The following is a 24,621-nucleotide window of genomic DNA, read 5'->3' on the forward strand; positions in this document are numbered from 1 at the left end:
TTAAACTAGTTTTTTACAAAAATAAAAAAGTTTCATAATCTTAATAGAATTGTTCTATCAAGATTACAAAACTCTTTCTTATTTCAACTCTTTTTTATAGCGTTCCAACTCTGCTTGGTTTGCCCAAACATAGTGACCTGGACGAATTTCTACCATAGAAGGCTTATCAGTTTCATAATCATGTTGATCTGGATCATAGACTTTCAAAACTTTTTTACGTTCCAAGATTGGGTCTGGAATAGGAACAGCTGATAGAAGTGCCTGTGTATATGGATGAACTGGATTGTTAAACAATTCTTCAGTTTCAGCCACTTCAACAATGACACCCTTATAAATTACCGCAATACGATCAGAAATGAAACGAACTACTGACAAATCGTGGGCGATAAAGAGATAAGTCAATCCTAATTCTTTTTGGAATTTCTTGAGCAAGTTCAAAACTTGGGCACGTACTGAAACGTCCAAGGCTGAAATTGGCTCATCCGCAATAACGAAGTCAGGTTGCATAACCAAGGCACGGGCAATCCCGATACGTTGACGTTGTCCACCTGAGAACTCATGTGGGTAACGTGTCAAGTGTTCAGCCAAAAGTCCCACTTCACGAATGATATTTTGGACTTTTTCTTTTCTTTCTTCTTCATCTTTAAATAAATGGTAGTTATAAAGACCTTCAGAAATGATATAGTCAACTGTTGCACGTTCATTCAAACTTGCAGCAGGGTCCTGGAAAATCATTTGGATACGACGAATTAATTCCGAAGCTTGTTCACGTGATTTTTTACCATTAATTTTTTTACCTTCAAAGATGATATCACCTTTGCTAGTATCATTAAGACCGATAATAGCACGACCAATTGTTGTCTTACCACTACCAGACTCTCCAACAAGTGAGAAAGTTTCTCCTTTGTTGATAAAGAAGTTCGCATTTTTAACAGCGACAAACTTTTTGCTTCCTTCACCGAAGGAAATTTCTAAGTCTTTAATTTCTACTAATTTTTCAGACATTTCCTTCCTCCTAGTCCTCAAGATGTGTAAAGCCCATCTTTTCACGAATCTTGTCGTGTAAATCTGCAATCACCGATGGTTTTTCAACTTTTGGAGCTTGTTCATGAAGCAACCATGTCTTAGCCCAATGAGTATCAGATACTGCAAACTGAGGTGCTTTTTCCTCAAAGTCAATCTTCATAGCATAATCTGAACGAAGAGCAAAAGCATCTCCCTTCAATTCAGTATAAAGCGATGGAGGTGTTCCAGGGATTGAGTACAATTCACCTTTGTCATCCGCAAGTTGAGGCAAGCTCGACAAGAGGCTCCATGTATATGGATGACGTGGGTCGTAGAAGATTTCTTCAACAGTACCATACTCGATGATTTCACCAGCATACATAACCGCAACTTTATCAGCGATACTTGCTACTACACCTAGGTCGTGGGTGATAAAGATTGTTGTAAAGTGGTATTCGTGTTGAAGTGACTTCAACAAATCAATAATCTGTGCCTGAATGGTCACGTCAAGAGCTGTTGTCGGCTCATCACAGATAAGAATGTCTGGACGACAGGCAAGAGCAATCGCAATAACAATACGTTGACGCATTCCCCCAGAATATTGGAATGGATACTCGTCAAAACGTTTCTCAGAATCTGGAATACCAACTTTATTCATATAGTCAATAGCCATCTCTTTAGCTTCTTGAGCAGTCTTGCCTTGGTGTTTAACAATAACTTCTGTGATTTGACTTCCGATTGTCTTGATTGGGTCTAGACTGGTCATCGGATCTTGGAAGATAGTTGCAATCTTCGCACCACGAATACTTTCCCATTCTTTATGAGAAGATAAGGCTGTCAAATCTTGTCCACGGTAATTAATACTACCTTGTGCAATACGACCATTTTCTTCCAACATTCCTGTGAATGTTTTTGTCAAAACTGATTTACCTGAACCTGACTCCCCAACTAAAGCAAGGACCTCTCCCTCAATCAAATCGATGGAGACACCTCGAATAGCTGTCAAAATCTTGTCACGAACATCAAATTCCACGACAATATCTTGAGCAGTCAAAATTACATTTTTTCCTTTTATCATGTCTACTCCTATCTATGTGTACGTGGATCACTAGCATCCGCTAGGTTTTGACCTACTACGAAAAGGGATAAGGATACCAAGACCAAAGTTGTCAATGGAATCCAGAAGAGATATGCATTGGTTGTTACGTTCTGAGAATAATCTGAAATCAAACGTCCCAAACTTGGTACTGTAATCGGCAATCCAAGTCCAAAGAATGATAGGAAAGCTTCATATGAGATAAAGGATGGAAGCATTTGCGACGTACTCGTAACAATAACAGATACCAATTGTGGCATAATGTTTTTCACAATAATCTTATAACTTGGTGTTCCCAAGGTTCGTGAAGCAAGGTTATACTCTAAATCACGGTAACGTAACATTTGGATACGAATTGAATGGGCAACACTAATCCAAGTGGTTACACTCATGGCAAAGATCAAATTCCAGAAACCTGCACCGATAGAGTAAGTCAAAACAATAACGATCAAAAGTGATGGGATATTGTTGATAACGTTGTAGACTTCCATCATGATACGGTCAACTGATTTTGAGATTCCCCAAATTCCACCAATAACAACACCGATAAAAAGGTTGACAAAGGTCGCAATGACAGAAATCAAGATAGAGTTACGAGCTCCAAACCAGACACCATCAAAGAGAGATTTACCATTACTATCTGTACCAAACCAATACTCAGCATTTGGTTTAATGTAACGAGCGCTAAAATCATTTACCTTACTTACATCATTGAAGTCAAAATCAGAGAACATTGGGTAAATGAAACTCATCAAAACAATTGCAATCAAGATACCTAGCATGATTACTGTTGATTTCTTCTTCAAAAACTGTCTAAAGACAGAACCCCAGTATGAGTAGGCAGGAGCATCAATTGCTTCAGAGGCATAATCATCACGTTTTACAAACTGAAATTTTTCATTACTAATTGTAGACATTATTTGCCTCCTTTCTCTGTCAATTTAATACGTGGGTCAATAATGGTCATCCAAATATCTCCAATAAGGTTTGAGAAGATTGAAACACAAGTGAAGATAAAGACGAGACCAACTACCATATTATTGTTTGAAGCCTTTACAGAGTCGATCAACATTTTACCCATACCTGGGAAGGCGAAGACTGTTTCAGTAAGAGTTGCTCCACCAATAACACCAATGATAGCACCTGGAATACCAGAAACAAGTGGTACCATAGCATTTTTAAAGATATGCTTATCAGAAATCTCTTTTTCAGACAAACCTTTTGCACGAGCAAAACGAACGAAATCTTGTGATTGCAAGTCAATCATATAACGGCGAATCCAAATTGCCATAGTAGGTGCTCCTAACAAGCCCAGAATCACGGCAGGAAGGACATAAGAACGCCAATCACCAGCACCCAAGATTGGGAATGAGTCTGGGAAGCCGATTGAAGAACCAATCAAACGAATAATATAAACTAAGGCAATCGTTGGAAGTGCCAACAAGAAAGTTAGAGTCCCTGTAGAGAAACTATCAATCCAAGTATTTTTGAAACGAGCCATTGCTGAACCAAGAGGAATCGCAATCGCGTATGAAATCGAAAGACCAATCAAACCAGTGATAGCAGAACTTGCAATCATAGATGGATACTGATAGTTGCTCTCAGTAGCAGTATATGGATCATCTTTACCGTAGTTCGCTACTTCACGAGCATCAGCTTGACTCGGAGATTTATAAGTTCTTGAGTAAATGTTAACTGATGATGTTTTCTTACCAGTTGGGAATTGGACTTCAGAAGTCTTTGTTTGTCCTTGTCCTTGTGTAATAACCTGAAGTACAGGAGTGTTAGCGTATGTTGGGTAAGAATCTCCTAGGTTCAAGTTCACAAAGTTTTGGTGAACAAATGGGAACTGACTATTGAAGTACAAGAGGTATTTATGTTTAGTACCTGAACCCACAAGAGACCAGCCGATAGCAGGGTCATTCTCAAAACGCAAATAACGCTCTAAGTTTGGATTTTCTGGATCTTGAATCTTGTTTGTATGGTCAATATCAAGCAAGTTTGCATAGAATTTGAACACACGTTCAAAAATTGGAATTTCACGTGTAGCGTAGAATTGTCCACTCTCTGTAAACTCACCTAGAGTCCAACCATTACCAAGTTGTTGGATATATTTTTCATAGATAGCTTTATTTGTATCATTTGCATCTACTGTAACAGAAGAATCAATGCTACTAGCTTTTTCCTGCAACTCTTTCGTATCGTAATATTCGATATAACCCATACGCTCAAAAACGGTATTTTCATAGTTATCACGTTTATCAGCCGTTGTTGCAATTTTATTGTAGTTAGTATCTTGTTTGAAGATCAACTTCCGTGGAACCATCGTATAGATGATTGTGTAAATCAAGGTCGTTACTAAGAAAATAGAAACCAACGACCGCAAGATACGCATAAAAACATATTTTTTCATATTATTTCCTTTTAAATCCCAAAAGAACCTTCTCCTTTAGGAGAGAAAGTTCTGATGAGCATTATTTATTTCACATGACTCGCTAACTCTTTTTGAGCTTTTTCATTTGATTCAGCTTTTTCTTTGAGCCATTTTTCACGAGCTTCTTTGTACTCCTTGGTTGTTACAGTGTTAGATTGCAATTTAAGGTACTTGAAGTATACATCTGAACTTTTATCACCAGATTGAGTGTAAGAGGCTGAGAATGGTACTACACGAGAGATAACTGGTGCCGCTCCTGAAGATGACATAGCTGGAAGGAATAGTGAGCTATCTGTCAACCAAGCTTGAGCTGCTGCATATTTCTCATAACGTTTATTAAGATCAGTTGTTTCACTACCAGCTTCTTCAAGCAACTTGTCGTAGTCTTTCAAACCAACTTGAGCAACCGCTGGGTTTGATGGATTATCATAGCCCATGTAAGTTTTTGTTTGCTCGCTATTACTTGTTTGCAAGATATCAAGGTAAGTTGATGGATCTTGATAGTCTGGATTCCATCCAACAGCTCCTGATAGATCCCAATCCTCAGCTGCTGCATTCGGAGCATAATAAGTGATGTTAAATAATTCATCCTTTGTTACTTGTTGAATGTCGATGACTACATTTTCTTCACCAAGAACTTTTTCAACAGATTGTTTAAAGGACTGAATACGAGCAATGTAGCTCTTAGCAGTTTGGTCAACTGGAATATCCAAGTGAATTGGGAATTTCACGCCATCTGCTTCCAAAGTTTTCTTAGCTTTAGCAAATTCTGCTTTTGCTTTATCAGCATTGTAAAGACCATCTTGCCCATCTGCAAAGTTTACATCTTTCCACTCATCACCATAAGAAACAACTTTCTCGGTAACCAAGTCACCGAAGGTTTTTTCACCCGCAGTAACAAAGTCTGGTTTTACGAAGAGGTTACGAACAGAAAGGGCTGCCCCATCTTCACCATTAAGTTGTGCAGAGTATGATGTCCGATCAAATGCAAAGTTCAAAGCTTGACGGAAGTCTTTATTAAGAAGGGCTTTCTTAGTAGAAGTCTTTTCTTCGTCAGTTGTTTTTGATGTATATTTATAGCTTTGACGGTCAATATTAACACCCAAACCAGCAATACCAGCTCCTTGTGGAGTATAGTAAATATTGTCTTTGTATGTTTCTGCTATTTTAGAATAATTTGAACTTGTTGGGAAGAGACGGGCATAACTGTATGCACCGCTTGTAAAGTTACGTTCGATTGATTCTTGGTCTGAACCATCATAGAACGCAAGCGTCACAGTGTCTAAGTGAACATTATCTTTATCCCAATATTGCTCATTCTTTACAAACTCAACAGAAGACTTAGCAGTCAACCCTTTAAGCAAGAAAGGTCCATTGTAAAGCAATGATGTTGGATCTGTTGACTTACCAAAGTCTGAGCCTTTTGATTTTTCAAATTCTGCATTCAAAGGCCAGAAGATTGCATAAGACATTTTAGAGTTCCAGTATGGCTCTGGTTTGTTCAAAGTGTATTGAAGAGTGTAATCGTCAACAGCTTTTACACCAACAGTTGAAAAGTCAGTTGAGTTTCCAGCCACATAATCTGCCAAACCTTTTACAGAATCTTGAGCAAGATACAATGCTTCTGATTTCTTATCAGCTGCGTGTTTCAAACCTGTAACAAAGTCTTTTGCAGTTACTTCTGCGTATTCTTCACCATCAGATGTGAGCCATTTTACACCTTTACGAATCTTATAAGTGTATGTCAATCCATCTTGAGACACTGACCAGTCTTCTGCAACTGCAGGAGTAAGGTTACCATATTTATCATTTGTAAAGAGTCCATCGATACCATTTGAAGTGACAACTTTTGTACTTTGTTTACCAGAGATAAGGTAGTCCAATGTTTCTGGATCAGCTGTATACACATATCCGTAGGCTTTTGGAGCCTCAGCATTAGATGATTTGGAGGAACCGCAAGCGGCGAGAACACCTGTTGCAAGTAGGGCTACGCCTGCTACTGCAAAAATCCGACTTTTTTTCATATTACTTAACTCCTCTTTTGAAATTAATAAGATAATGCTTATTATACCACAACAGCTCAAAAAAGTAAACGAATTTTCAGAATATTTTGTCGCATACCTTTTGCAAACAGGAAAACTTACATTTTCAGAAAAGAAACTATTGACGAGATTTAATTTAAAAGGTATAATAATAAAAGTTAAGGCGGTATAGCCAAGTGGTAAGGCACGGCTCTGCAAAAGCTTGATCGTCGGTTCAAATCCGTCTACCGCCTCTATATTATCAAAGGCTCCTACAGGAGTCTTTTCTTTTTGACTACTAAAAAAGCTTTATCAGTTCTGCTCTGATAAAGCTTTTGTTCTATTCTGTTTCTTCTTCTGATTCGAGTTCTTGAATTTGAACCTTCAGCTTGGTCACACGACCATTTTTGACTTTGTCATTAGTCAATGTAATATGTTTGTTTGCACTTTCCAATTCATAGCTAAGTTTTTCAGTTGTTGGAATAGTCCCTACACCAGTCAAATAATAACCAGCAATTGTATCTACATCATCACTTTCAAGTTCAACATCGAAATAACTATTGAAGTCGTTCAAGTTCATCGTACCTTGAACAATATAGGTATTCTCACCAATAGTATGAACGTAAACCTCAGCACGGTCAGTTTCGTCATCAATCTCTCCGACAATCTCCTCAAGAAGATCCTCTAGTGTAACTAGACCAGCCATACCACCATACTCATCCAAAAGGATTGCCATCTGTCTTTGAGTATTTCTGAACTCTTTTAATAAATCATCCACAAAAATCGTTTCAGGTACAAAGAGTGGATCTTGTAAGATTCGCTTCCAGACGATATTGTCAAATCCGCTGACAAAGGCTTCTTTAAGGAGGCTCTTGGTATGAACCAAACCAATTACATTGTCCTTGTCACCATCATAAACAGGAATACGAGAAAAGTTCTGTTTCAAGATACTTTGGATAATAGTTTGAGTATCATCCTGAATATCTACCATAAAGGCATCTGTTCGAGGAACCATGACTTCACGTGCCATGAGCTCGTCGAGTGAGAAAATCCCCTGCAACATTTCAATTTCATCAGCATCCAAGGTTTCTTCACTCTTAGTTAGCATATACTCAATCTCATCCCGAGTCATTTTTTCATCTGCATCGTCAAATGTCATCGGTGTCAAACGACTCAAAAGGTTAGTTGATGCGGATAGCATCCATACAAAGGGACTCACAACCTTACCGAGACCAATGATAAACGGTACTGTTCTGATGGCCAAGGCATCCTTAAGATTTAGAGCAATTCGCTTGGGATAAAGCTCGCCAAAAACGATAGAAATATAGGTCAAGAAAGCTAATGATAAGAAGCTAGCTACCGCATAGGCAGTCTCGCTATTTCCCATCCAAGAGGCGATCAACTCTCCAAGTGAATCGGCTAGTTTAGCCCCTGACAAGATCGTAATTAAGGTGATACCAACTTGAATGGTTGATAAAAAGTGATTCGGGTTTTCAAGTACCTTTAGTAAACGGATATAGCGTTTATCTCCCTCTTCAGCTTTTTGCTCAACACGTGAACGACTAAGTGAAACCATGGCCATTTCTGTTGCAGAGAAAAAGGCATTTAAAAAGGTCAAAACAACTAATAAAACAAATTGCAGTAACAAATCCTGACTGCTCGGGTCTTCCATTTTCCTTCTCCTAAAAAGTATAATTGAAACCATTATACCATATTTTCCAATTTTTACACATTAATTTTCAATTTCTATGATAAAGGGGCGCTGAATAGAGAGCCGCAATCCAAGTCTCGACGCCCTAGTTCAAGCCTTGTGAATCTTTAAAAAAGCTCTTTAAAATCAGAAGTGCAAAAAACAAGCAATCGTTTCTACAGTTCATGACTAATAAAAAACGAGGTTGGGATTTTTCCTCAACCTCTTGATCAATTAGCTATTTTTTGTGACTGTGACCTCACCAGTTCGGTAATCTAACTGAATTCCCTTTTGGACATTTGGAATAACGACATTAAACTCCAACTCCCCATCAGAGGACTTGGCTTCAATCTGCGATGCGGACGGCACCAAGTCTTCCTCAGTCGCATAGAGCAACGTCACACGGTAACGCACTCGTTTATTCTGATCTAGGGCTTTTCGAACCAAGCTCTCATAGTAGTTTTGACCTGTCGAATCTTCTGCACGCGCTTGGTTGGCCCAAGCTGTCTGTACGGCAATGTTTTTAGGATTGCTAGTAGAAGCATCAAAGCCATCTAAACCACCGATTAAGGCATAGCCCAACAAATGCCCTCTATCGACCGCATGGTTGTAACTTCCCTTTAGATTCTTAACCTGATGCCAACCCGCAGGCGTCCAAGATGTTGAACCATTGCCAGTTTCTTCACGGTCCTTGTACTGTCTGGTCGCTTTTGACATGATTGCATTCGCTACTGTGGGAACTGTCTCTCCTCCTACAGTCTTTGTTTTATTATCCGCATAGGGTTTACTTGAAACCTTGGCGTCTAGATTGGTTTTATTGTTATTGACAATAAAGGCTCCTGCGCTATTCCACTCTAGAGTACCCTTAATTTGTTTTTTAACTGAATCGGTCAATACACTTTCAGCCAGTTCTTGACTTGGAGTATCAGACGACTGTGATTTTTGTTTTACTTGTGTTTGTGGTGCAGTGTTGGAAGACTGCATTTGTTTAATATAGTAGCTTCCTGCTGACAAGAGCAAAAAGAGCAAGAGACCAATTAGGGCCTGCCTTGTTTTTTTATTCATATTTTCTCCTTCATTTCACTTCCTAGAAAAAGACTGGTCTCCCAGCCTATTTTCCTGTAAATTTTGCGATGAGTTCTTGCCATTTTGCTGGTGCTAAAATAGCCCAAGGATCTTGACCTTTTCCTAGAATACCATAGCCAATCATCAAACCAATAGCAAGAGCTAAGACTCCTAGTAGTAATACTACAATTACTAGGATAAAGCGACGTAAGACATATTTGGATTGTTTATTCATCTTCATCAGCTTCCACACTTACCCGTTCAATCTTAGCTCCTAACTGGGCTAATTTTTCATGAAAACGGTAGTAACCTCTATCTAAATGGACAAGCTTTCCTACAACTGTTTCGCCTTCAGCTACCAAGCCTGTCAAAATCAAGGCTGCACTGGCACGTAAGTCTGTCGATAGAACTTCTGCCCCTTGGAGAGGCTGTCCTCCGACGATACGGGCTGTATCACGAATAATTTCTGAGTGCAAGCCCATACGACGCATTTCCTCTAAATGTTGAAAACGATTCTCAAATACAGTTTCTACCATAGTTGACTCACCTTGAGCAACGGTCATTAGAGCAGTAAACTGCGCTTGCATATCTGTCGGAAATCCTGGATGTGGAAGTGTCTTAACATGAACAGCCTTTAATTTTTCACGTTGAGAACGAATACGAATTCCTTCGTCCTCATCTATGACTTCAACACCCATTTCCTGTAATTTAGCAATCAAGGGGCGATTATGTTCCCAGATAGCATCCAGAATCAAGACATCTCCACCTGTAATGGCAGCTGCTACCATGAAGGTCCCTGCTTCAATACGGTCTTGCACAACATTGTGGGTTGCACCGTGTAGTTGTTCAACACCAGTAATGGTAATAGTTTCTGTTCCTGCCCCCTTGACTTTGGCACCCATTTTATTTAGGAGAACAGCCAAGTCGACAATCTCAGGTTCACGCGCAGCATTTTCAATGACAGTTACGCCGTTAGCAAGAGTTGCTGCCATCATCAAGTTTTGAGTAGCTCCAACACTAGGGAAGTCCATGTAAATGTGAGCTCCGTGCAAGCGTTCTGCCTTAGCTTCAATATAACCAGCCGTTTGGGTGATCTCAGCCCCCATTGCTTCGAGTCCCTTTAGGTGAAGGTCGATAGGGCGACTACCAATAGTACAACCACCTGGCATCGAAACTTTAGCATGTCCTACACGAGCCAAGATTGGCCCCAATACTACAATTGAAGCACGCATCTTGCTGACATACTTATAGGGAGCTTCTTCGGTGATGTCACCGGTTGCATCAACTTCAACAATATGTGCTTCTTGATCAAAGTCTACTTTCGCATTTAATCCACGAACCACCTGATTCATGGTAAAAACATCCGATAAAATAGGAACATTTTTTAAGACTGTTTTTCCTTCACTTGCTAAAATAGTTGCTGCAAGCAGTGGCAAAACTGCATTTTTTGCGCCCTCGATGGTAACACTTCCAACCAAACGATTATCGCCACCTTGAACTACAATTTTTTCCATAGAGTATTTTCCTTCACTTACAATTTTAGAATAACGTTCTAACTGCTTCTTGCCAAAGTTGGTAGAGGTTCAGAAAAAAGGAACTAATCAGATATCCTAAACCGATACTACACAATACTACCAAGAGTCGAACCTTCTTCGCATTATCCCTAGTCACCTTCAAAATTTTATCCCATCTGACCAAATCTTTCAAGAGCTGAAAGACTAGGTAGACAAAAAACATATGACTACTAAGGGTAAAAAACAATTGAATCATTTGCCTATTATACCATCTTCTTTTTTTCTACGCTAGTTTAGGGATTCGCCTACTGTTTAGGGATTGTTTTTTAAATAGTCAATCGCATCTTGAAGCGTTTTGACTGGAACGATTTTCATGTCGGTTTTAATCATTTCAGCCGCTTCTACAGCCGTATCATAATTACTCTTGGCATTTGGATTTGCCTTTTTAGCTTCCTCAGTTACTGGATTGTTAGGAGCAAAGAATACAGTAGCTCCTTTCTTAGCTGCGGCCACAACCTTTTTATCAATTCCGCCAATGTCACCTACGTTGCCATCTCTATCGATGCTTCCTGTACCAGCAATGATACGTCCATTGCGAAGAGTAGGGTCTGCAATTTGCGTGTAGATGGATAAACTAAACATCATCCCAGCACTAGGACCACCAATACCTGCAGTTGAAAACTTGATTGGCACATCACTAGATACTTCTGTACGGTCAATCAAACCGATTCCGATACCATTCTTCCCATTTTCTAGAGTAATGATCTTTCCTTCGGCAGTTTTGACTTTTCCATCCTCCTCATAAGTAACCTTCACCTGATCACCTAGAGTTTGAGAATTAACGTAGTCAACCATCTCCTTGGAACTCTCAAAAGTCTTATCATTCACAGCTGTCACGGTGTCAGCAATATTAAGAACTCCCTTGAAAGTCGAGTTATCTGTTACAGTCAAAACATAGACACCCAGATATTTGAGCTCAATTTCCTTACCCGCCGTCTTCAGACCTTGATATTTGGCCATATTTTGCGAAGTTTCCATGTAAAACTGGTTGATTCGCATAAATTCTGCATCTGACGAACCACCCGTCATTTCTTTGGCACTATGTATATCCGTGAAAGGTGTTAGCCAGGCATAAAACAAGTCAACCATTCTGGCGTGCTTAACTCCAACCGTCACAAATTGGTAGGAACCTTCCTCTTGGTCAGGTTGGTTATTAACTTGTAAAACCTTTCGAATATCTTCAGAAGTTCCTGGCACCTCTATATAATATGGCAGGGGCACCGTAAAAGCTATAAAAGTGATAATGAGCCCAATAATGAGATATAGGGGCCATCTAGTTTTTTTCTTCATTGTTTAACTCCTCTAGGACAGCATTTGGTACATACTCACTGATATCTTGACCAAATTTCAATAGTTCTCTCACAGCTGAAGAGCTGATGTGAACATGCTCTGGCCGACTGTGGAGATAGATTGTCTCCATTTCTCCCGCTAATTTATGGTTGTAAAAATCAAAACTAGCTTCATACTGAAGATCCGTAGCATTGCGTAAACCACGCACTAAGATCTCTGCACCTAATCTTCTAGCAACATCAACGACTAATTCATCGTGAGAAGCTATGACTTTGACATTGTTGAGATGTGCTACTGCTTTTTCAACAGTTTTCTTTCGGCTCTCTATCGGTAAAAATCCCGTTTTATGGGGATTATAAAAAATCCCTACATACAATTGATCAAAGAGCTTACTTGCACGCTCAATAAGATCCAAATGTCCATTGGTCATCGGATCAAAGGAACCTGTAAATAGCCCAATCTTATCTGACATAAACCGTCACCTTACTAATCCCATATATTTTTTCCTTCCAGATACCCAAACAAGCAATTTCTTCTGGAAGTTCTACTGATTTATCGGTCTCACAAACCACCATGACATCTTCTGAAAAAAGATTTCTCTCTGCCATTTTTTCAATATCGGACACGATTTGTTCTTTTGCATAGGGAGGGTCCAAAAAAACAAGATCAAAGACACCATCCACTTGCTCCAATGCGCGACTGGATTCCATTTTCAATAATTGAAATTTAGAGGTTTCCTTGGTCATCCGAATATTTTCTGCGACTATATTCTGGGCTCGGCGATCCTTCTCAACTAGGACAGCGCTAGACATCCCTCTTGAAACTGCTTCAATGGATAACCCCCCGCTACCAGCATAGAGATCTAGCACACGCCCGCCTTCAAAGTAAGGGCCAATCATATTGAAAATAGCGCCCCTAACCTTGTCTGATGTTGGCCTTGTCGTTTTACCGTCCAGCGTCTTTAAAGGACGCCCACCGTAGATTCCTGATACGATTTTCATAACGTCTATTATACCAAATTCTTATCAAAAAAAGAAAATCGAACCTTACGGCTCGATTGATTAAAGAATATTTTCGTAAGTATCTCTCACTTCTTGCGGCCAAACACTGGTTTGGACTTCACCGATGTGCTTCTTACGAAGCAGGAACATAGCCATACGAGATTGGCCAATTCCTCCACCGATTGTCAATGGGAAGAGTCCATTTAGAAGAGCCTTATGCCATTCTAAGGTTAAACGGTCTTCGTCTCCTGTGATAGCTACTTGACGACGGAGAGTGTCTTCATCGACACGAATGCCCATTGAAGACAATTCAAAGGCTGCACCCAAATTATCATTCCAAACAAGGATGTCCCCATTCAAGCCATGATAGCCATTTTCAGACTCAGTTGTCCAGTCATCATAGTCTGGTGCACGTCCGTCATGAGGTTTTCCATCTGACAATTCTCCACCGATACCAATTAGGAAGACCGCACCGAACTCCTTACAGATAGCATTTTCACGTTCTTTTGGTGTCAAGTCTGGGTAGCGTTCTACCAATTCTTCTGTATGGATAAAGGTAATTTGCTTAGGCAAAATGGACTCAATATCATAGCGTGCTTCTACTGCTAACTCTGTCAAACGAATAGCCTTATAAATCTTTTCTACTGTTTCTTTAAGATAGGCAAGATTGCGTTGCCCATTAGGAATGACCTTTTCCCAGTCCCACTGGTCCACATAGACTGAGTGAGTCGCATCTAGCGAGTCTTCGTCTGGACGAAGGGCCTTCATGTGAACAAAGAGGCCTTCACCCTCGCCAAAACCAAAACGAGCTAAGGTATGGCGTTTCCACTTAGCAAGGGAATGCACCACTTCATAGGTTTCATCCGGGATTTGCAAAACCTTAACAGAAACTGGATGTTCAATCCCTGAAAGGTTATCCTGCATCCCATCACCAACCTTACTCAAGATTGGTCCTTGCACTTCTACAACTTCTAATTTATCTTTCAAATACTGGGTAAAGGTATTTTTTACAAAGGAAATTTCTTCCTGTTGATGGATAAAACTTTTCTTCATACATCTCTCCTTTTGAATAATAAGATGATTATGCCCTTTTGCCAGTAAAAATAAAAGTAAAAATTAAAAAAAGAGCTCATTTGAGCTCTAAAAGTATTAATCGTCACTTCCAAAGATACGCAAGAAGCTAAGGAAGAGGTTAATAAAGTCAAGATAGAGGCTAAGTGCTAATGAAATTGCCCAACCTGTAGCGACTTGACCATTTGATTCTTCATAAACATAGCGAATCTTTTGGTTATCCCAAGCAATCAAACCTGCAAAAACAAGAACCATGACAATACTGATAATGTAATCGAATAGACCACTGTTTAAGAATACATTAACAATCATAGCCAAGATGAGACCTACCAAGGCTCCAATCAAAGCACGTCCGATACCACTCAAGTCCTTTTTAATCACAACTCCAATAATAGCCATGACAAAGAAGAGAGCTGCGCTGGAAATAAAGGCCGTTAGAACCGTTCCTGGTAGATAGAGCGACACGATGAAACTCAGTGAAAAACCGTTCACTACTGAATAGATGAGAAACATCGGAAGAGCTGCTGGGCTATTTTTATAAGCCATATTACTGGCTGCAATGACAAGAGCAACTTCAACTACTCCTGTTACGATTAGCCATATGCGGGCGTTAAACATCAACTGAACAAGAAGGTCTTGGAAGGTTGTTAACATTAAGGCTGAAACAAGTGCAGATAAGGCGATCCCAATCCCTACAAAAGCATAGACTTTTGCATAAAATTGATTCAGGCCAGAACGTTCTTGAATAATTGTTTGATTCATATCTTTTTCTCCTTATGAAATCTTTTTACTGATTATAACAAAAATAAACTATTTTAACTCAAATAAAACATGAGTATGCCTGCAGCAATGGCAACGTTGAGACTTTCTGCCTGCCCTTTCATGCTGATATGAACCAGCTGGTCTGCCTGGTCTGTCATGAATGGACTAATGCCTTGACCTTCATTCCCCATGACCAAGGCAAAATCTTCTAGGCAAGCCAGTTCACGATAATCTTTAGAATTTTGAGACAAGGTAGTTGCCAGAACCGGTAAATCACTATTTTTAGCCTCTTCAACGAATGTTTCAACAGACATGCGATAAATGGGCAAATGGAAATGACTGCCTTGCATGGAGCGGAGAGCCTTCAAACTATAAATATCTGCTGATTTGCTTGAAACAATGACTCCTGAAAAACCTGCCGCATCTGCTGTCCGAATCATGGTCCCTACATTTCCAGGATCCTGCACATCTTCTAAAAAGAGATACTTCCCTTGGCTCAAATCTGGCAACTGGTCCTCTTCCTTTTGAACAATGGCAACAATGCCCTGAGGCGTTTGGGAATCTGCTAAATCAAGCAGAATTTCTTCGGTTACAAAAACAGTTTGAGGATAGTCTACCAGTTTATCTCCATACTCTACCAGAGCAAAAATTTTTTCAATCTTTGCACCAGCTTGAACAGCTTCTTCAAACAAGTGCCAACCCTCAATCAAGTAAGAGGTTTTCCGATATTTTTTTTGATGTAATTTTTTGGCATTTTTCACCACAGAATTGGCTTTAGAGGTTATAATAGTCATAGAAATATTATAACACAATCAAGGAGGTTTGGTATGCAAAAGGTTAAAATGATCGCCCAAGGTCGCGTCCAAGGAGTGGGCTTCCGCTGGGGTGTCTATACCCTAGCTCTAGAACTAGGTGGCATTACGGGTCGTGTCTGGAATAACGACGATGGAACAGTTGAAATTCTAGCTCAGGCTGAGTCTTCTGCCATCATGGCCAAGTTTATCCAAGAGATTCGAAAAGGCCCTACCCCATTCTCTAAAGTAACCTACCTAGATGTGCAAATGAGTAACTTTCCATCTTATTCAGACTTCAAAGTCGCAAATTAGGTCTCTAGAACTATTGTATATTTTCCAAAAAAACAGTAGAATAGAAAGGTATAATTTTTAAAGAAGGAATAAAAACAGTGAAATCAATTAAACGAATCGCTCTCTCAGTCATGGGAGTGGCTATGCTATTAGTCTTGACAGGTTGTGTCCAGGTTGATAAAGCAACAGGTAAGCCAATTGGTCCCGTTTGGGATTTCTTGGGTGCTCCGATGGGAGAAGCTATCAAATACTTCGCTAATGACCAAGGCCTCGGTTTCGGTGTTGGAATCATCATTGTAACCATTATCGTCCGCTTGATTATCCTCCCACTTGGTATCTACCAATCATGGAAAGCAACGCTTCACTCTGAGAAGATGAATGCTCTCAAGCATGTTCTTGAACCACATCAGACTCGTCTGAAAGAAGCAACGACTCAAGAAGAAAAATTAGAAGCTCAACAAGCTCTCTTTGCTGCTCAAAAAGAGCACGGCATCAGCATGTTTGGCGGCGTAGGATGTTTCCCTATTCTCATTCAAATGCCTTTCTTCTCTGCTATCTACTTTGCTGCCCAACATACTGAAGGAGTCGCCCAAGCAAGCTACCTAGGAATTCCTCTAGGCTCACCAAGTTGGATTCTTATCGCCTGCGCAGGTGTTCTCTACTACGTCCAATCACTCCTTTCACTACACGGAGTTGAAGACGAGACTCAAAGAGAACAACTCAAGAAGATGATTTACATGAGTCCACTCATGATTGTCATGTTCTCTGTCTTCTCACCAGCCAGCGTTACACTTTACTGGGTTGTCGGTGGTTTCATGATGATCCTTCAACAATTCATCATCAACTACATGGTTCGTCCACATCTTCGTAAAAAAGTACGCGAAGAATTTGCTAAGAACCCACCAAAAGCAAGCAAAACTTCAGGCGCTCGTAAAGATGTAACCCCTGAACCAGCAACAGCTATCACAACTTCTAACAAGAAGAAAAGCAAAAAACGCAATGCTGGAAAACAACATTCTAGATAAAGCTACGTATATTATCCAATAACTAAAAAACGAATGAATGATAAATAGTTTTCATGAACTAGGTATCATTCATTCGTTTTTATTATCTACTTTCACATCTTAATTTATTTAAATCCTATGACAACAAATTAGTAAGTAAATCACTTTGATTTAATACAATCGAGAATCATTAAAACTTCTGCTCCCTCGTCTCTATTTCTAAGCTCAACTCGACCTTTGTGCAGTTTTGCAACTCTACATACAAAACTAAGTCCAATACCATAATGTTGCTCTTTAACCGATCTAGCTTTATCCATCCGATAAAAGAGCTTCCCAAAATTAGTTAAAACTTCATCTGGAAATTCAGAGCCATTATTCCATATACCTATTTTTAATTCTTTTCCCTCTTGCTCTACTCTAATTTTAATTTTAGGATTCTGTTTATCTGCGTACTCCAAAGCATTTGTTAAAATATTTTGTATTGCACGAATCAGAAGAGATGGATTTATATAATAGCTTTCAGTTCCTTTCAAATTTTGTTCAAAAGAAAACTTCATCTGATTTTTTATCAAAAAAGAGACTTCTTTCTCTAATTCATTGATAAAATCTGAAGAAGAATACTCCGTCCAACCTGTCTCATCATCATAGTAAGTTTTAGAATAATGAATCAACTGATTAAAATAATCAAGCAAGCGTTGACTAGCATGAACTATATCTGCTAAACATTCTTTAGACTGCTCATCTTTAGTGGACGTGTGCAAAAATTCTGCATTCCCTTTGATGATAGTTAAAGGTGTCTTCAAATCATGAGACACTGCTGAAACCTGAAACATCAAATCTTCTTTCTGTTGCTTCTCATCATCTAATAGCTGTCGAATACGATCTTGCATCACAATAATTCGATTTCCAGTCTCACGAAATTCCTTAACTGTTAATCTTTCTGTACATTCGCTTTCTAGCCACATACTCTTTTCATAAATCAAATTCATTTCATAACTCAGTTTTTTCAACAATTTTCCAATGTGATAACTTATTAGAACAATCAATAAAACACAAATATATACCCATGATGACACATTGAAAAAAATTGATTGAACATCATTATTTTTAAGAGGTTTTCCATCCTCCATTATTTGTATGGATACAGAAGCTAAGGGAATAAGATAGGCCATTAATAAGCCAAGACTAAACTGCCAAATAATTCTCCAACAGGTTTCTCGAATTAATTGTCTAAAACTTTTGATTCTACCCATTGATAACCTCCACCGTACAAGGTTTTAATCGGATTTAATTGATAAGGTTTCAGCTTTTGACGAATTTGATAAATATACTCTGAAACCGAACGTAAAAGAGCTTCTGAACTTTGTGGATATAGATAATTATAAATTTCCTCAATTGAGTATATTTTATTTGGGTGACTTGCTAGAAGGCTGACAATATCAAATTCCCTTCTTGTCAAGGCAATCTTATCATTCTTTATAAATAGTTCCTTACTATCAGTATATAGTACAAGCTTCCCGCTTTTTATCTGATGAACAGTTCCTTTAGTCCGTTCTTCACGACGTAGGTGCATTTTAACACGTGCTAAAAGCTCCTGCATACTAAAAGGTTTCATAATATAATCATCGGCGCCTGCATTGATTCCAGCTACCAAATCTTCAGCCATATCCTTAGCAGTTATAAAACAGATAGGAACAGTTATCTGATCGCGAATCATCTGACAGATTTCTAAACCACTAACAGGCATCATAATATCTAACAAAATCAAGTCAAATTCTGTAAAATCACAAAGATCAATCTCTTCTATGTTATTTCGTATGACTACTTCATACTTTTCATACTCTAGTACCTTTTTTATTAGGCGAAGAATAGCAAGATCATCATCTACCACTAAAATTTTATAAGCCATAACTCACGCTCCTAAATTATATTATATCATTAACTGATAAAAAGACAGGATATCCCCTGTCTTTAGCGTACATTTCTTTCTCTAAGTATCAGTGTAGCAACTACAAAAACAATTAATAACCAAACTATTTGTATCCCCAGACCTTGCCAAACTGGATAATAAAGTGATAAAGGATGGATATAGTAACAGTTCATACTAGCTAGTAATGGTAAATTTCTAAAAAAAGAACTGAATTGTAGTAGCATTTGTCCCAACCCCAATAAAAGGGATAAACTTATTCCCAAAATTAAGATAAAAGACTGGGAAATAAATACAAAAATACCACTTAAAAGAGAGAAGGTTAAAATAGAAATACAAACTGGAAATAGGATTGTTAGAACATGTTTAATATTGCTCAAAAGATTGATATTGTAGTATCCTTGGGCAATTAGTATACATACTGATATTACAGCTAGCAATAATACAATTTCCACACATAACACAATAGCTAGTTTACATATTATAAATTTCAAACGGTTTGGACAGGTAAGAAAACTGGTACGAAGGCTAGAACCTGTAAATTCTTGACCTATAAATAGGACAGCTAGACTAATGAAACCTGCCTGTCCTAGATAGAGACTTTGCAGTAGCTGTTCCAAAACAAAGTCTAGTGTCAACTGGTCTGGCTTACTATTTAAAAAAATAACCATCGCCGGAACACAAAGTAACAGAGCACCTATAATCAACCAGTGCCAAGGATTCATCATAAACTTGAGATACTCACTTTTAAGTTGATCTTTCAACTTACTCACCTCCTCCGATATCTGACTGAAGTAATCGGTAGATTGCCAAAGCCAAGAATGACAAATTCCAACATAGTAAAAGCAAAATATTTTGTAAACTATTCTGTTCTAACATTTGAGGAGATGTAGCAATCAGTCCATAGCTCAATGAAACTGGCAGAAATTTTGCAATTGATATATGGTCGGCTAAGAATGTTCCTAAATTGTAGACTTGAGGAAGCAAAAACAATAGGGGAACAAGGGCTTTTTTAAATGTTAAAGCTAGAACATAGGCTAAAAGCCCCAACAATGTCCAAGCTATACTGTCCAAAAACATATAGAACCAAACTGTCCCATTTAGTGAAAAAAGCAATAAACCATCTTGTCCTAAAACATAATGTGTCATGTTAATCGTCAGAAATATTGATAGGAAGGAAATGACAAAAGAAAATGCCAGCCAAATTAATGTCTTTGAAACTAGGAGAGTAATTCGACTCGTATTCGAGAGGAGGCTTGTGCGAATAGCAGAGCCTTTATACTCTTCAGCTCCGTAGATTGAGCCTAAGATAATCATAAAAAAAATGCCAACTAGAGTAACATCAAATCCTAAAAATTCAATAGGTGGAATAGCTTCTACTAACTCTGGGGTTGTCTCTGGTGTAGCATGGATACCAACTGAAACAATTTGAGAAGCACCAATATTTGCTAAAAACGTTTGAAATACCAGTATCAAGAATAGTACAATATGAGTAGCTTTCTTATAAAGTAATTTCAAGATTTCAGAATGAAGAGAGTAAATAAGTCCCATGTCACTTTCCTCCCTCTGTTAAACTAAAGAAGACTTCTTCTAGTGAAGAAAGATTTTTCATCACTTCTTGTAAAGTCCCTTTTATAAGAACTTTGCCTTTATTTATGATGACGACATCATCTGTTACTGCTTCCACTTCCGATAATATATGAGATGATAGTAAGACTGTCTTCCCTTCTTGAGCCTGTTTTTTTATAAACTCTCTAAACCAACGAATTCCTCTTGGATCCAACCCATTTGTCGGTTCATCCAATATCAGATACTGAGGATTCCCTAATAGAGCTGTTGCAATTCCCAAGCGTTGTCCTTCTCCTAATGATAATTTCCCAATTTTAGATTTTTTCTTATGGCTAATATCCACCATATCCAAGACTTGCTCAATTCGCTGACTGGATATCCCATTACTAGCAGCAACAATTTTCAAATGTTGATAAACAGTCCGATCATCAGGAGCTCCGACACTGTCAAATGAAGCTCCTACAGTCTTTAGAGGAAATTGTAATTCCTTATAAGCTTGATCTCCAATTTTGGTAAGACCAGATGTTGCTTTATCTAATCCTAATAAGATACGTAAGGTTGAACTTTTACCAGCTCCATTTGGACCCAGGAAAGCAGTCACTCTACCTGCTTTTGCTTCAAAAGAAATATCTTTTAAAATTTGAGTTTGACCATATGACTTACATAGATTTTTAATGGTAATACTTTGTTCCATGATATTCTCCTATTCAATTTGTTGTATCAATTTAAACAAGTATATATTAACCAATAATTTTCGGATTTTTTTCAGAATTTTAAATCTTTGTAAAATCTGTACTGTCATATAACTCATAAAAATTTTATTTTGTTTAATTTAGTCTTATCTATATTTATTTGTGTAAACTTAAAAGCCCGATGTTTCCATCAGGCTTCTTTTTTATCCATGTACACGTTTCATGTAATCTTGATAACTTTCTGTGTCCATTAATTCCTTAGCATTCTTGACGCGATCTGCTGTTGGAGGTTTAACTCCTTCAAGGGAATATGGAATCCCAAGTTCACGCCACTTGAACTCACCCATGGTGTGGTAAGGCAAGATTTCAAACTTATCAACATTTTTGAGAGTTTTTACAAACTTACCAAGTTCAATCAAATCCTCATCTCTGTCTGTCAATCCAGGTACAAGAACGTGACGAATCCAAACAGGTTTACCGATTTCTGACAAGTACTGAGCACAAGCCAAGATGTTTTTATTTGTTTGACTGGTTACAATCTTGTGTTGTGCTTCGTTGATTTCCTTGATATCAAGGAGAACCAAGTCAGTCACGGCCATTAACTTGTTGAACTTTTCTAGATAGCGTGGTTTGTTACGGAATGGAAGGGCACAAGTATCCAAGGTGCAGTGGATACCTTTTTCCTTTGCCTTAGTAAAGAGGGCAATCAAGAAATCAATCTGCAAGAGGGCTTCTCCTCCACTGACTGTGATACCTCCCTTGTCACCCCAGAAACCACGATAACGAAGCGCTTCTTCTAGAACATCATCTACTGTTCGTACACGAGATTTATTTGTTTCCATAGCCCAAGTATCTGGGTTATGGCAATATTGGCAACGCATCTGACAGCCTTGCAAAAAGACAATAAAACGAATCCCAGGGCCATCTACCGCCCCAAAACTCTCTGTCGAATGCACCATTCCTGTCACTTGTCCATAGTCAATTATTTCCTCAGACATATCGTTACCTTCCTTGAAAACGTTTTATAGTTTTTATTATACCATGACTGAAAAGAAAAACCACAGATTTTGCCTATTTTTTAGAAAACAATCTGTTTTTCACTTTCAACTTTCATGATTTTCAAAATATTTATTAATCCTTGTCAAAATCAAAGCCATAGAGAGTCGCAAAATAGTCCTCTGGTCGCTCTGCTCGGCGGATCAAGCGTGCTCCACCATCCTCTGTATATAGAATTTCTGCCGAACGAAGCTTGGCATTGTACTGGTAACCCATAGAGAAGCCATGCGCACCTGTATCATGAATGACTAACAAATCACCAATTTCTGTTTGAGGTAGTTCACGATTAACTGCAAACTTGTCGTTGTTTTCACAAAGAGAACCAACAACATCAACCACTTCAGTCTGACCATCAGGATGCATCATATTGGTGATGTGGTGATAGGCACCATACATAGCTGGTCTCATCAGGTTGACAGCTGAGGCATCTACTCCTAGATATGTACGGTAGGTTTTCTTTTTATGAGTTACTTTTGTGACTAAAATTCCATGAGGTGCCAACATAAAGCGCCCTAGTTCTGTAAAGATCTTAATCTGACCAAGTCCTGCTGGTGTGAGGACTTCTTCATAAACCTGACGCACTCCCTCACCAATCAAAGCGATATCATTAGGCTCTTGATCTGGGCGGTAGTTAACACCGATACCTCCAGAAAGATTGATAAAGTCCAGTGAAATACCTAACTTTTCCTTGATTTCGACTGCCAATTCAAAAAGCTGACGTGCTAATTCTGGATAGTAGAGATGGGTCACTGTATTGGAAGCTAGGAAGGAATGAATCCCAAAGGTTTTAGCTCCCTTTTCTTTCAAGATGGCATAGGCTTCAAAAAGCTGTTCCTTAGTCATCCCGAACTTAGCTTCACCAGGATTATCCATAATGTCCGTACCCAGTTCAAATACTCCACCAGGATTGTAACGGCAAGAGATGATTTCTGGGATGCCTGCTGCACGTTCCAAATGTTCGATATCTTCAAAGGCATCTAAATTAATCGTCGCCCCCAATTCTCGCGCATAAGCATACTCTCTATCTGGGGTATTGTTAGATGAGAACATCATATCAGAACCGGCAAATCCTAGTTTATGACTCATCAAGAGTTCGACATAACTGGAACAATCCACTCCACATCCTTCTTCTTGTAAGATTTTCAAGATGGCTGGAGTTGGCGTTGCCTTAACTGCGAAGTATTCTTTAAAGCCCTTATTCCAAGAAAAGGCTTTGTTTACTGCTCGTGCTTTCTCACGAATCCCTTTTTCATCATAGAGGTGAAAAGGGGTTGGAAACTCCCCAACAATCTTTTCTAAGGCTTCACGTTTAATAAATGGTGTTTTCATAGGACTCCTTCATATTCATTATCAAAGAAAGGCTGGGACGAAAGTTCCAACCTTTGTATTTCAAGTCAATTCTTATTTTTCTGTATCGAAGATATTTCCAACTTCAACAGCAATTTGTTGGTTCTTCACATCAATGTTCGTGACTCTCAAGAGTGACTTGTAGTCGAACTGTTGTTCACGGTCTTCCTGTGCATTATCAGCAAAGACGGCTACTCCAGCCAACTCTGAATCAAACTCAGACAAGAGGCTAATCATCCCGTTAATGGTTCCTCCACCCTTCAAGAAGTCATCGACGATCAAGACACGGCTTCCTGCTTTGAGGCTACGTTTTGAAAGGAACATCTTTTCGATACGGTCACTAGAACCTGAAACATAGTTGACACTAACAGTTGAACCTTCAGTGATTTTCAAGTCGCGACGGACAATGACAAATGGTACGTTGAGGACATTTGCAACCGCATTCGCAAGCGGAACCCCTTTGGTCGCAACAGTCATAACGGCATCAATCTTCTGATCCATAAAGCTCTTAGCAATAATGCGACCGATATTTTTCAAAATAGCTGGAGTGCTCAATAGGTCAGACAAATAAATGTAGCCACCTGGAAGAATGCGGTCACTCTCTGAAAGTTTATCACGAAGCTCTTCGATAATCGTTTTAGATTCAAGGGGAGAGATCGATGGTGTAAAAATAACACCACCACCAGCACCTGTCACCGTTTGAATATGCCCGATTTCAATTTCTTCGAAGGCCCGTTTAATGATGACGATGTCTTCAGAAATAGACGATTTGGCAGATTCATACTTTTCCGCAAAAGTGTTGAGACTGGTTAATTTGTATGGATTGTTAATCAAGTAATTGGAAATGACAACCATCCGATCACTTCTTCTTAATTTCATTATATTTTTACCATTCTTTTTTATTTATACTCAATGAAAATCAAAGAGCAAAC

At 38.8% G+C, this 24,621-nt stretch carries 26 protein-coding genes and 1 tRNA gene; 3 read left to right on the forward strand and 24 right to left on the reverse strand.

Translation table 11 applies throughout. The features are described 5' to 3' along the window. Positions 1-78 precede the first annotated feature (78 nt). From HMPREF2619_RS08840 to HMPREF2619_RS08860, 5 genes are all read right to left on the reverse strand, one after another. A complete protein-coding gene (locus HMPREF2619_RS08840) occupies positions 79-1,005 on the reverse strand; it encodes an ATP-binding cassette domain-containing protein (protein ID WP_070460774.1) in 927 nt (308 codons plus the stop codon). 10 nt (positions 1,006-1,015) lie between these two features. Beyond that, positions 1,016-2,083 carry an ABC transporter ATP-binding protein gene (locus HMPREF2619_RS08845; RefSeq protein WP_070460776.1) on the reverse strand — a complete coding sequence of 356 codons (1,068 nt, stop codon included), beginning with the start codon at positions 2,081-2,083 and terminating at the stop codon, positions 1,016-1,018. 8 nt (positions 2,084-2,091) lie between these two features. Continuing rightward, positions 2,092-3,018 carry an oligopeptide ABC transporter permease OppC gene (gene oppC / locus HMPREF2619_RS08850; protein WP_070460778.1) on the reverse strand — a complete coding sequence of 309 codons (927 nt, stop codon included), beginning with the start codon at positions 3,016-3,018 and terminating at the stop codon, positions 2,092-2,094. Continuing rightward, positions 3,018-4,514 (reverse strand): ABC transporter permease, encoded by a 1,497-nt coding sequence (locus HMPREF2619_RS08855; protein ID WP_070460781.1) that lies wholly within the window; start codon positions 4,512-4,514, stop codon positions 3,018-3,020. The genes oppC and HMPREF2619_RS08855 overlap by 1 nt, the downstream gene beginning before the upstream one ends. A 65-nt stretch (positions 4,515-4,579) precedes the next feature. Continuing rightward, on the reverse strand, positions 4,580-6,559 hold the full coding sequence (locus HMPREF2619_RS08860; RefSeq protein ID WP_070460783.1) for a peptide ABC transporter substrate-binding protein: 1,980 nt from the start codon (positions 6,557-6,559) through the stop codon (positions 4,580-4,582). A 180-nt stretch (positions 6,560-6,739) separates the two neighbouring features. Here HMPREF2619_RS08860 and HMPREF2619_RS08865 point away from each other — a divergent pair. Further along, a tRNA-Cys gene (locus HMPREF2619_RS08865) sits at positions 6,740-6,810 on the forward strand. An 86-nt stretch (positions 6,811-6,896) separates the two neighbouring features. On the opposite strand, the gene HMPREF2619_RS08870 is transcribed toward HMPREF2619_RS08865, so the two are convergent. The 11 genes from HMPREF2619_RS08870 to HMPREF2619_RS08915 all read right to left on the reverse strand — a co-directional run bounded on the left by HMPREF2619_RS08870 (position 6,897) and on the right by HMPREF2619_RS08915 (position 15,803). Continuing rightward, the gene (locus HMPREF2619_RS08870) at positions 6,897-8,228 is read right to left on the reverse strand and encodes a hemolysin family protein (RefSeq protein WP_070460785.1); all 1,332 of its coding nucleotides are present in this window, start codon (positions 8,226-8,228) and stop codon (positions 6,897-6,899) included. 252 nt (positions 8,229-8,480) lie between these two features. Beyond that, the gene (locus tag HMPREF2619_RS08875) at positions 8,481-9,311 is read right to left on the reverse strand and encodes a DNA/RNA non-specific endonuclease (protein ID WP_070460787.1); all 831 of its coding nucleotides are present in this window, start codon (positions 9,309-9,311) and stop codon (positions 8,481-8,483) included. 46 nt (positions 9,312-9,357) lie between these two features. Then, complete coding sequence (locus tag HMPREF2619_RS08880) at positions 9,358-9,546, reverse strand: DNA-directed RNA polymerase subunit beta (protein ID WP_060956404.1); 189 nt, start codon at positions 9,544-9,546, stop codon at positions 9,358-9,360. Next, complete coding sequence (gene murA, locus HMPREF2619_RS08885; protein WP_070460789.1) at positions 9,539-10,825, reverse strand: UDP-N-acetylglucosamine 1-carboxyvinyltransferase; 1,287 nt, start codon at positions 10,823-10,825, stop codon at positions 9,539-9,541. Before murA ends, HMPREF2619_RS08880 begins: the two co-directional genes overlap by 8 nt. A 25-nt stretch (positions 10,826-10,850) precedes the next feature. Further along, entirely contained in the window at positions 10,851-11,081 is a 231-nt protein-coding gene (locus HMPREF2619_RS11005) for a DUF1146 family protein (protein WP_083279639.1), read from the reverse strand. A 56-nt stretch (positions 11,082-11,137) separates the two neighbouring features. Next, the gene (locus tag HMPREF2619_RS08890; RefSeq protein ID WP_070460790.1) at positions 11,138-12,175 is read right to left on the reverse strand and encodes a SepM family pheromone-processing serine protease; all 1,038 of its coding nucleotides are present in this window, start codon (positions 12,173-12,175) and stop codon (positions 11,138-11,140) included. Beyond that, positions 12,159-12,647 (reverse strand): pantetheine-phosphate adenylyltransferase, encoded by a 489-nt coding sequence (gene coaD, locus HMPREF2619_RS08895; RefSeq protein ID WP_049529746.1) that lies wholly within the window; start codon positions 12,645-12,647, stop codon positions 12,159-12,161. The genes HMPREF2619_RS08890 and coaD overlap by 17 nt, the downstream gene beginning before the upstream one ends. Next, positions 12,637-13,176, reverse strand: coding sequence for a 16S rRNA (guanine(966)-N(2))-methyltransferase RsmD (gene rsmD / locus HMPREF2619_RS08900; protein ID WP_049502925.1), 540 nt, complete (start codon positions 13,174-13,176; stop codon positions 12,637-12,639). The genes coaD and rsmD overlap by 11 nt, the downstream gene beginning before the upstream one ends. Before the next feature lie 60 nt (positions 13,177-13,236). After that, the gene (gene asnA / locus HMPREF2619_RS08905) at positions 13,237-14,229 is read right to left on the reverse strand and encodes an aspartate--ammonia ligase (RefSeq protein WP_000747986.1); all 993 of its coding nucleotides are present in this window, start codon (positions 14,227-14,229) and stop codon (positions 13,237-13,239) included. Between the two features lie 96 nt (positions 14,230-14,325). Continuing rightward, positions 14,326-15,009, reverse strand: coding sequence for a Bax inhibitor-1/YccA family protein (locus HMPREF2619_RS08910; RefSeq protein ID WP_049502926.1), 684 nt, complete (start codon positions 15,007-15,009; stop codon positions 14,326-14,328). Positions 15,010-15,062: 53 nt separating this feature from the next. Further along, positions 15,063-15,803 (reverse strand): TrmH family RNA methyltransferase, encoded by a 741-nt coding sequence (locus HMPREF2619_RS08915; RefSeq protein WP_070460792.1) that lies wholly within the window; start codon positions 15,801-15,803, stop codon positions 15,063-15,065. 33 nt (positions 15,804-15,836) lie between these two features. On the opposite strand from HMPREF2619_RS08915, the gene HMPREF2619_RS08920 reads away from it, so the two are divergent. Both HMPREF2619_RS08920 and yidC read left to right on the forward strand, forming a co-directional pair. Continuing rightward, positions 15,837-16,115: an acylphosphatase gene (locus HMPREF2619_RS08920; protein ID WP_049502928.1), complete on the forward strand. Its 279-nt coding sequence runs from the start codon at positions 15,837-15,839 to the stop codon at positions 16,113-16,115. 77 nt (positions 16,116-16,192) lie between these two features. Next, on the forward strand, positions 16,193-17,119 hold the full coding sequence (gene yidC / locus HMPREF2619_RS08925) for a membrane protein insertase YidC (RefSeq protein WP_070460794.1): 927 nt from the start codon (positions 16,193-16,195) through the stop codon (positions 17,117-17,119). Positions 17,120-17,259: 140 nt separating this feature from the next. On the opposite strand, the gene HMPREF2619_RS08930 is transcribed toward yidC, so the two are convergent. The 8 genes from HMPREF2619_RS08930 to purR form a co-directional block, all read right to left on the reverse strand. After that, positions 17,260-18,351, reverse strand: coding sequence for a sensor histidine kinase (locus HMPREF2619_RS08930; RefSeq protein WP_070460796.1), 1,092 nt, complete (start codon positions 18,349-18,351; stop codon positions 17,260-17,262). Beyond that, positions 18,321-19,007 (reverse strand): response regulator transcription factor, encoded by a 687-nt coding sequence (locus HMPREF2619_RS08935; protein WP_049528276.1) that lies wholly within the window; start codon positions 19,005-19,007, stop codon positions 18,321-18,323. The genes HMPREF2619_RS08930 and HMPREF2619_RS08935 overlap by 31 nt, the downstream gene beginning before the upstream one ends. Before the next feature lie 62 nt (positions 19,008-19,069). Then, entirely contained in the window at positions 19,070-19,789 is a 720-nt protein-coding gene (locus HMPREF2619_RS08940; protein ID WP_049528278.1) for a hypothetical protein, read from the reverse strand. Position 19,790: 1 nt separating this feature from the next. Continuing rightward, positions 19,791-20,576, reverse strand: a complete 786-nt coding sequence (locus HMPREF2619_RS08945) for an ABC transporter permease (RefSeq protein WP_070460798.1) — start codon at positions 20,574-20,576, stop codon at positions 19,791-19,793. A 1-nt stretch (position 20,577) separates the two neighbouring features. Continuing rightward, positions 20,578-21,288 (reverse strand): ABC transporter ATP-binding protein, encoded by a 711-nt coding sequence (locus HMPREF2619_RS08950; RefSeq protein ID WP_070460800.1) that lies wholly within the window; start codon positions 21,286-21,288, stop codon positions 20,578-20,580. A gap of 201 nt (positions 21,289-21,489) precedes the next feature. Then, complete coding sequence (gene pflA, locus HMPREF2619_RS08955; protein WP_001287990.1) at positions 21,490-22,284, reverse strand: pyruvate formate-lyase-activating protein; 795 nt, start codon at positions 22,282-22,284, stop codon at positions 21,490-21,492. A gap of 133 nt (positions 22,285-22,417) precedes the next feature. Further along, positions 22,418-23,671 carry a diaminopimelate decarboxylase gene (locus tag HMPREF2619_RS08960; RefSeq protein WP_070460802.1) on the reverse strand — a complete coding sequence of 418 codons (1,254 nt, stop codon included), beginning with the start codon at positions 23,669-23,671 and terminating at the stop codon, positions 22,418-22,420. A 72-nt stretch (positions 23,672-23,743) separates the two neighbouring features. Then, positions 23,744-24,568 (reverse strand): pur operon repressor, encoded by an 825-nt coding sequence (gene purR / locus HMPREF2619_RS08965; protein WP_006146682.1) that lies wholly within the window; start codon positions 24,566-24,568, stop codon positions 23,744-23,746. Between the last annotated feature and the right edge of the window lie 53 nt (positions 24,569-24,621).

Source organism: Streptococcus sp. HMSC074B11 (genome assembly GCF_001808705.1).
Lineage (GTDB): Bacteria > Bacillota > Bacilli > Lactobacillales > Streptococcaceae > Streptococcus.

Coding starts and splice junctions, on each gene's coding strand:
- HMPREF2619_RS08840 (WP_070460774.1), bottom strand. CDS start 1,005: ATGTCTGAAAAATTAGTAGAAATTAAAGACTTAGAAATTTCCTTCGGT.
- HMPREF2619_RS08845 (WP_070460776.1), bottom strand. CDS start 2,083: ATGATAAAAGGAAAAAATGTAATTTTGACTGCTCAAGATATTGTCGTG.
- oppC (WP_070460778.1), bottom strand. CDS start 3,018: ATGTCTACAATTAGTAATGAAAAATTTCAGTTTGTAAAACGTGATGAT.
- HMPREF2619_RS08855 (WP_070460781.1), bottom strand. CDS start 4,514: ATGAAAAAATATGTTTTTATGCGTATCTTGCGGTCGTTGGTTTCTATT.
- HMPREF2619_RS08860 (WP_070460783.1), bottom strand. CDS start 6,559: ATGAAAAAAAGTCGGATTTTTGCAGTAGCAGGCGTAGCCCTACTTGCA.
- HMPREF2619_RS08870 (WP_070460785.1), bottom strand. CDS start 8,228: ATGGAAGACCCGAGCAGTCAGGATTTGTTACTGCAATTTGTTTTATTA.
- HMPREF2619_RS08875 (WP_070460787.1), bottom strand. CDS start 9,311: ATGAATAAAAAAACAAGGCAGGCCCTAATTGGTCTCTTGCTCTTTTTG.
- HMPREF2619_RS08880 (WP_060956404.1), bottom strand. CDS start 9,546: ATGAATAAACAATCCAAATATGTCTTACGTCGCTTTATCCTAGTAATT.
- murA (WP_070460789.1), bottom strand. CDS start 10,825: ATGGAAAAAATTGTAGTTCAAGGTGGCGATAATCGTTTGGTTGGAAGT.
- HMPREF2619_RS11005 (WP_083279639.1), bottom strand. CDS start 11,081: ATGATTCAATTGTTTTTTACCCTTAGTAGTCATATGTTTTTTGTCTAC.
- HMPREF2619_RS08890 (WP_070460790.1), bottom strand. CDS start 12,175: ATGAAGAAAAAAACTAGATGGCCCCTATATCTCATTATTGGGCTCATT.
- coaD (WP_049529746.1), bottom strand. CDS start 12,647: ATGTCAGATAAGATTGGGCTATTTACAGGTTCCTTTGATCCGATGACC.
- rsmD (WP_049502925.1), bottom strand. CDS start 13,176: ATGAAAATCGTATCAGGAATCTACGGTGGGCGTCCTTTAAAGACGCTG.
- asnA (WP_000747986.1), bottom strand. CDS start 14,229: ATGAAGAAAAGTTTTATCCATCAACAGGAAGAAATTTCCTTTGTAAAA.
- HMPREF2619_RS08910 (WP_049502926.1), bottom strand. CDS start 15,009: ATGAATCAAACAATTATTCAAGAACGTTCTGGCCTGAATCAATTTTAT.
- HMPREF2619_RS08915 (WP_070460792.1), bottom strand. CDS start 15,803: ATGACTATTATAACCTCTAAAGCCAATTCTGTGGTGAAAAATGCCAAA.
- HMPREF2619_RS08920 (WP_049502928.1), top strand. CDS start 15,837: ATGCAAAAGGTTAAAATGATCGCCCAAGGTCGCGTCCAAGGAGTGGGC.
- HMPREF2619_RS08930 (WP_070460796.1), bottom strand. CDS start 18,351: ATGGGTAGAATCAAAAGTTTTAGACAATTAATTCGAGAAACCTGTTGG.
- HMPREF2619_RS08935 (WP_049528276.1), bottom strand. CDS start 19,007: ATGGCTTATAAAATTTTAGTGGTAGATGATGATCTTGCTATTCTTCGC.
- HMPREF2619_RS08945 (WP_070460798.1), bottom strand. CDS start 20,576: ATGGGACTTATTTACTCTCTTCATTCTGAAATCTTGAAATTACTTTAT.
- HMPREF2619_RS08950 (WP_070460800.1), bottom strand. CDS start 21,288: ATGGAACAAAGTATTACCATTAAAAATCTATGTAAGTCATATGGTCAA.
- pflA (WP_001287990.1), bottom strand. CDS start 22,284: ATGTCTGAGGAAATAATTGACTATGGACAAGTGACAGGAATGGTGCAT.
- HMPREF2619_RS08960 (WP_070460802.1), bottom strand. CDS start 23,671: ATGAAAACACCATTTATTAAACGTGAAGCCTTAGAAAAGATTGTTGGG.
- purR (WP_006146682.1), bottom strand. CDS start 24,568: ATGAAATTAAGAAGAAGTGATCGGATGGTTGTCATTTCCAATTACTTG.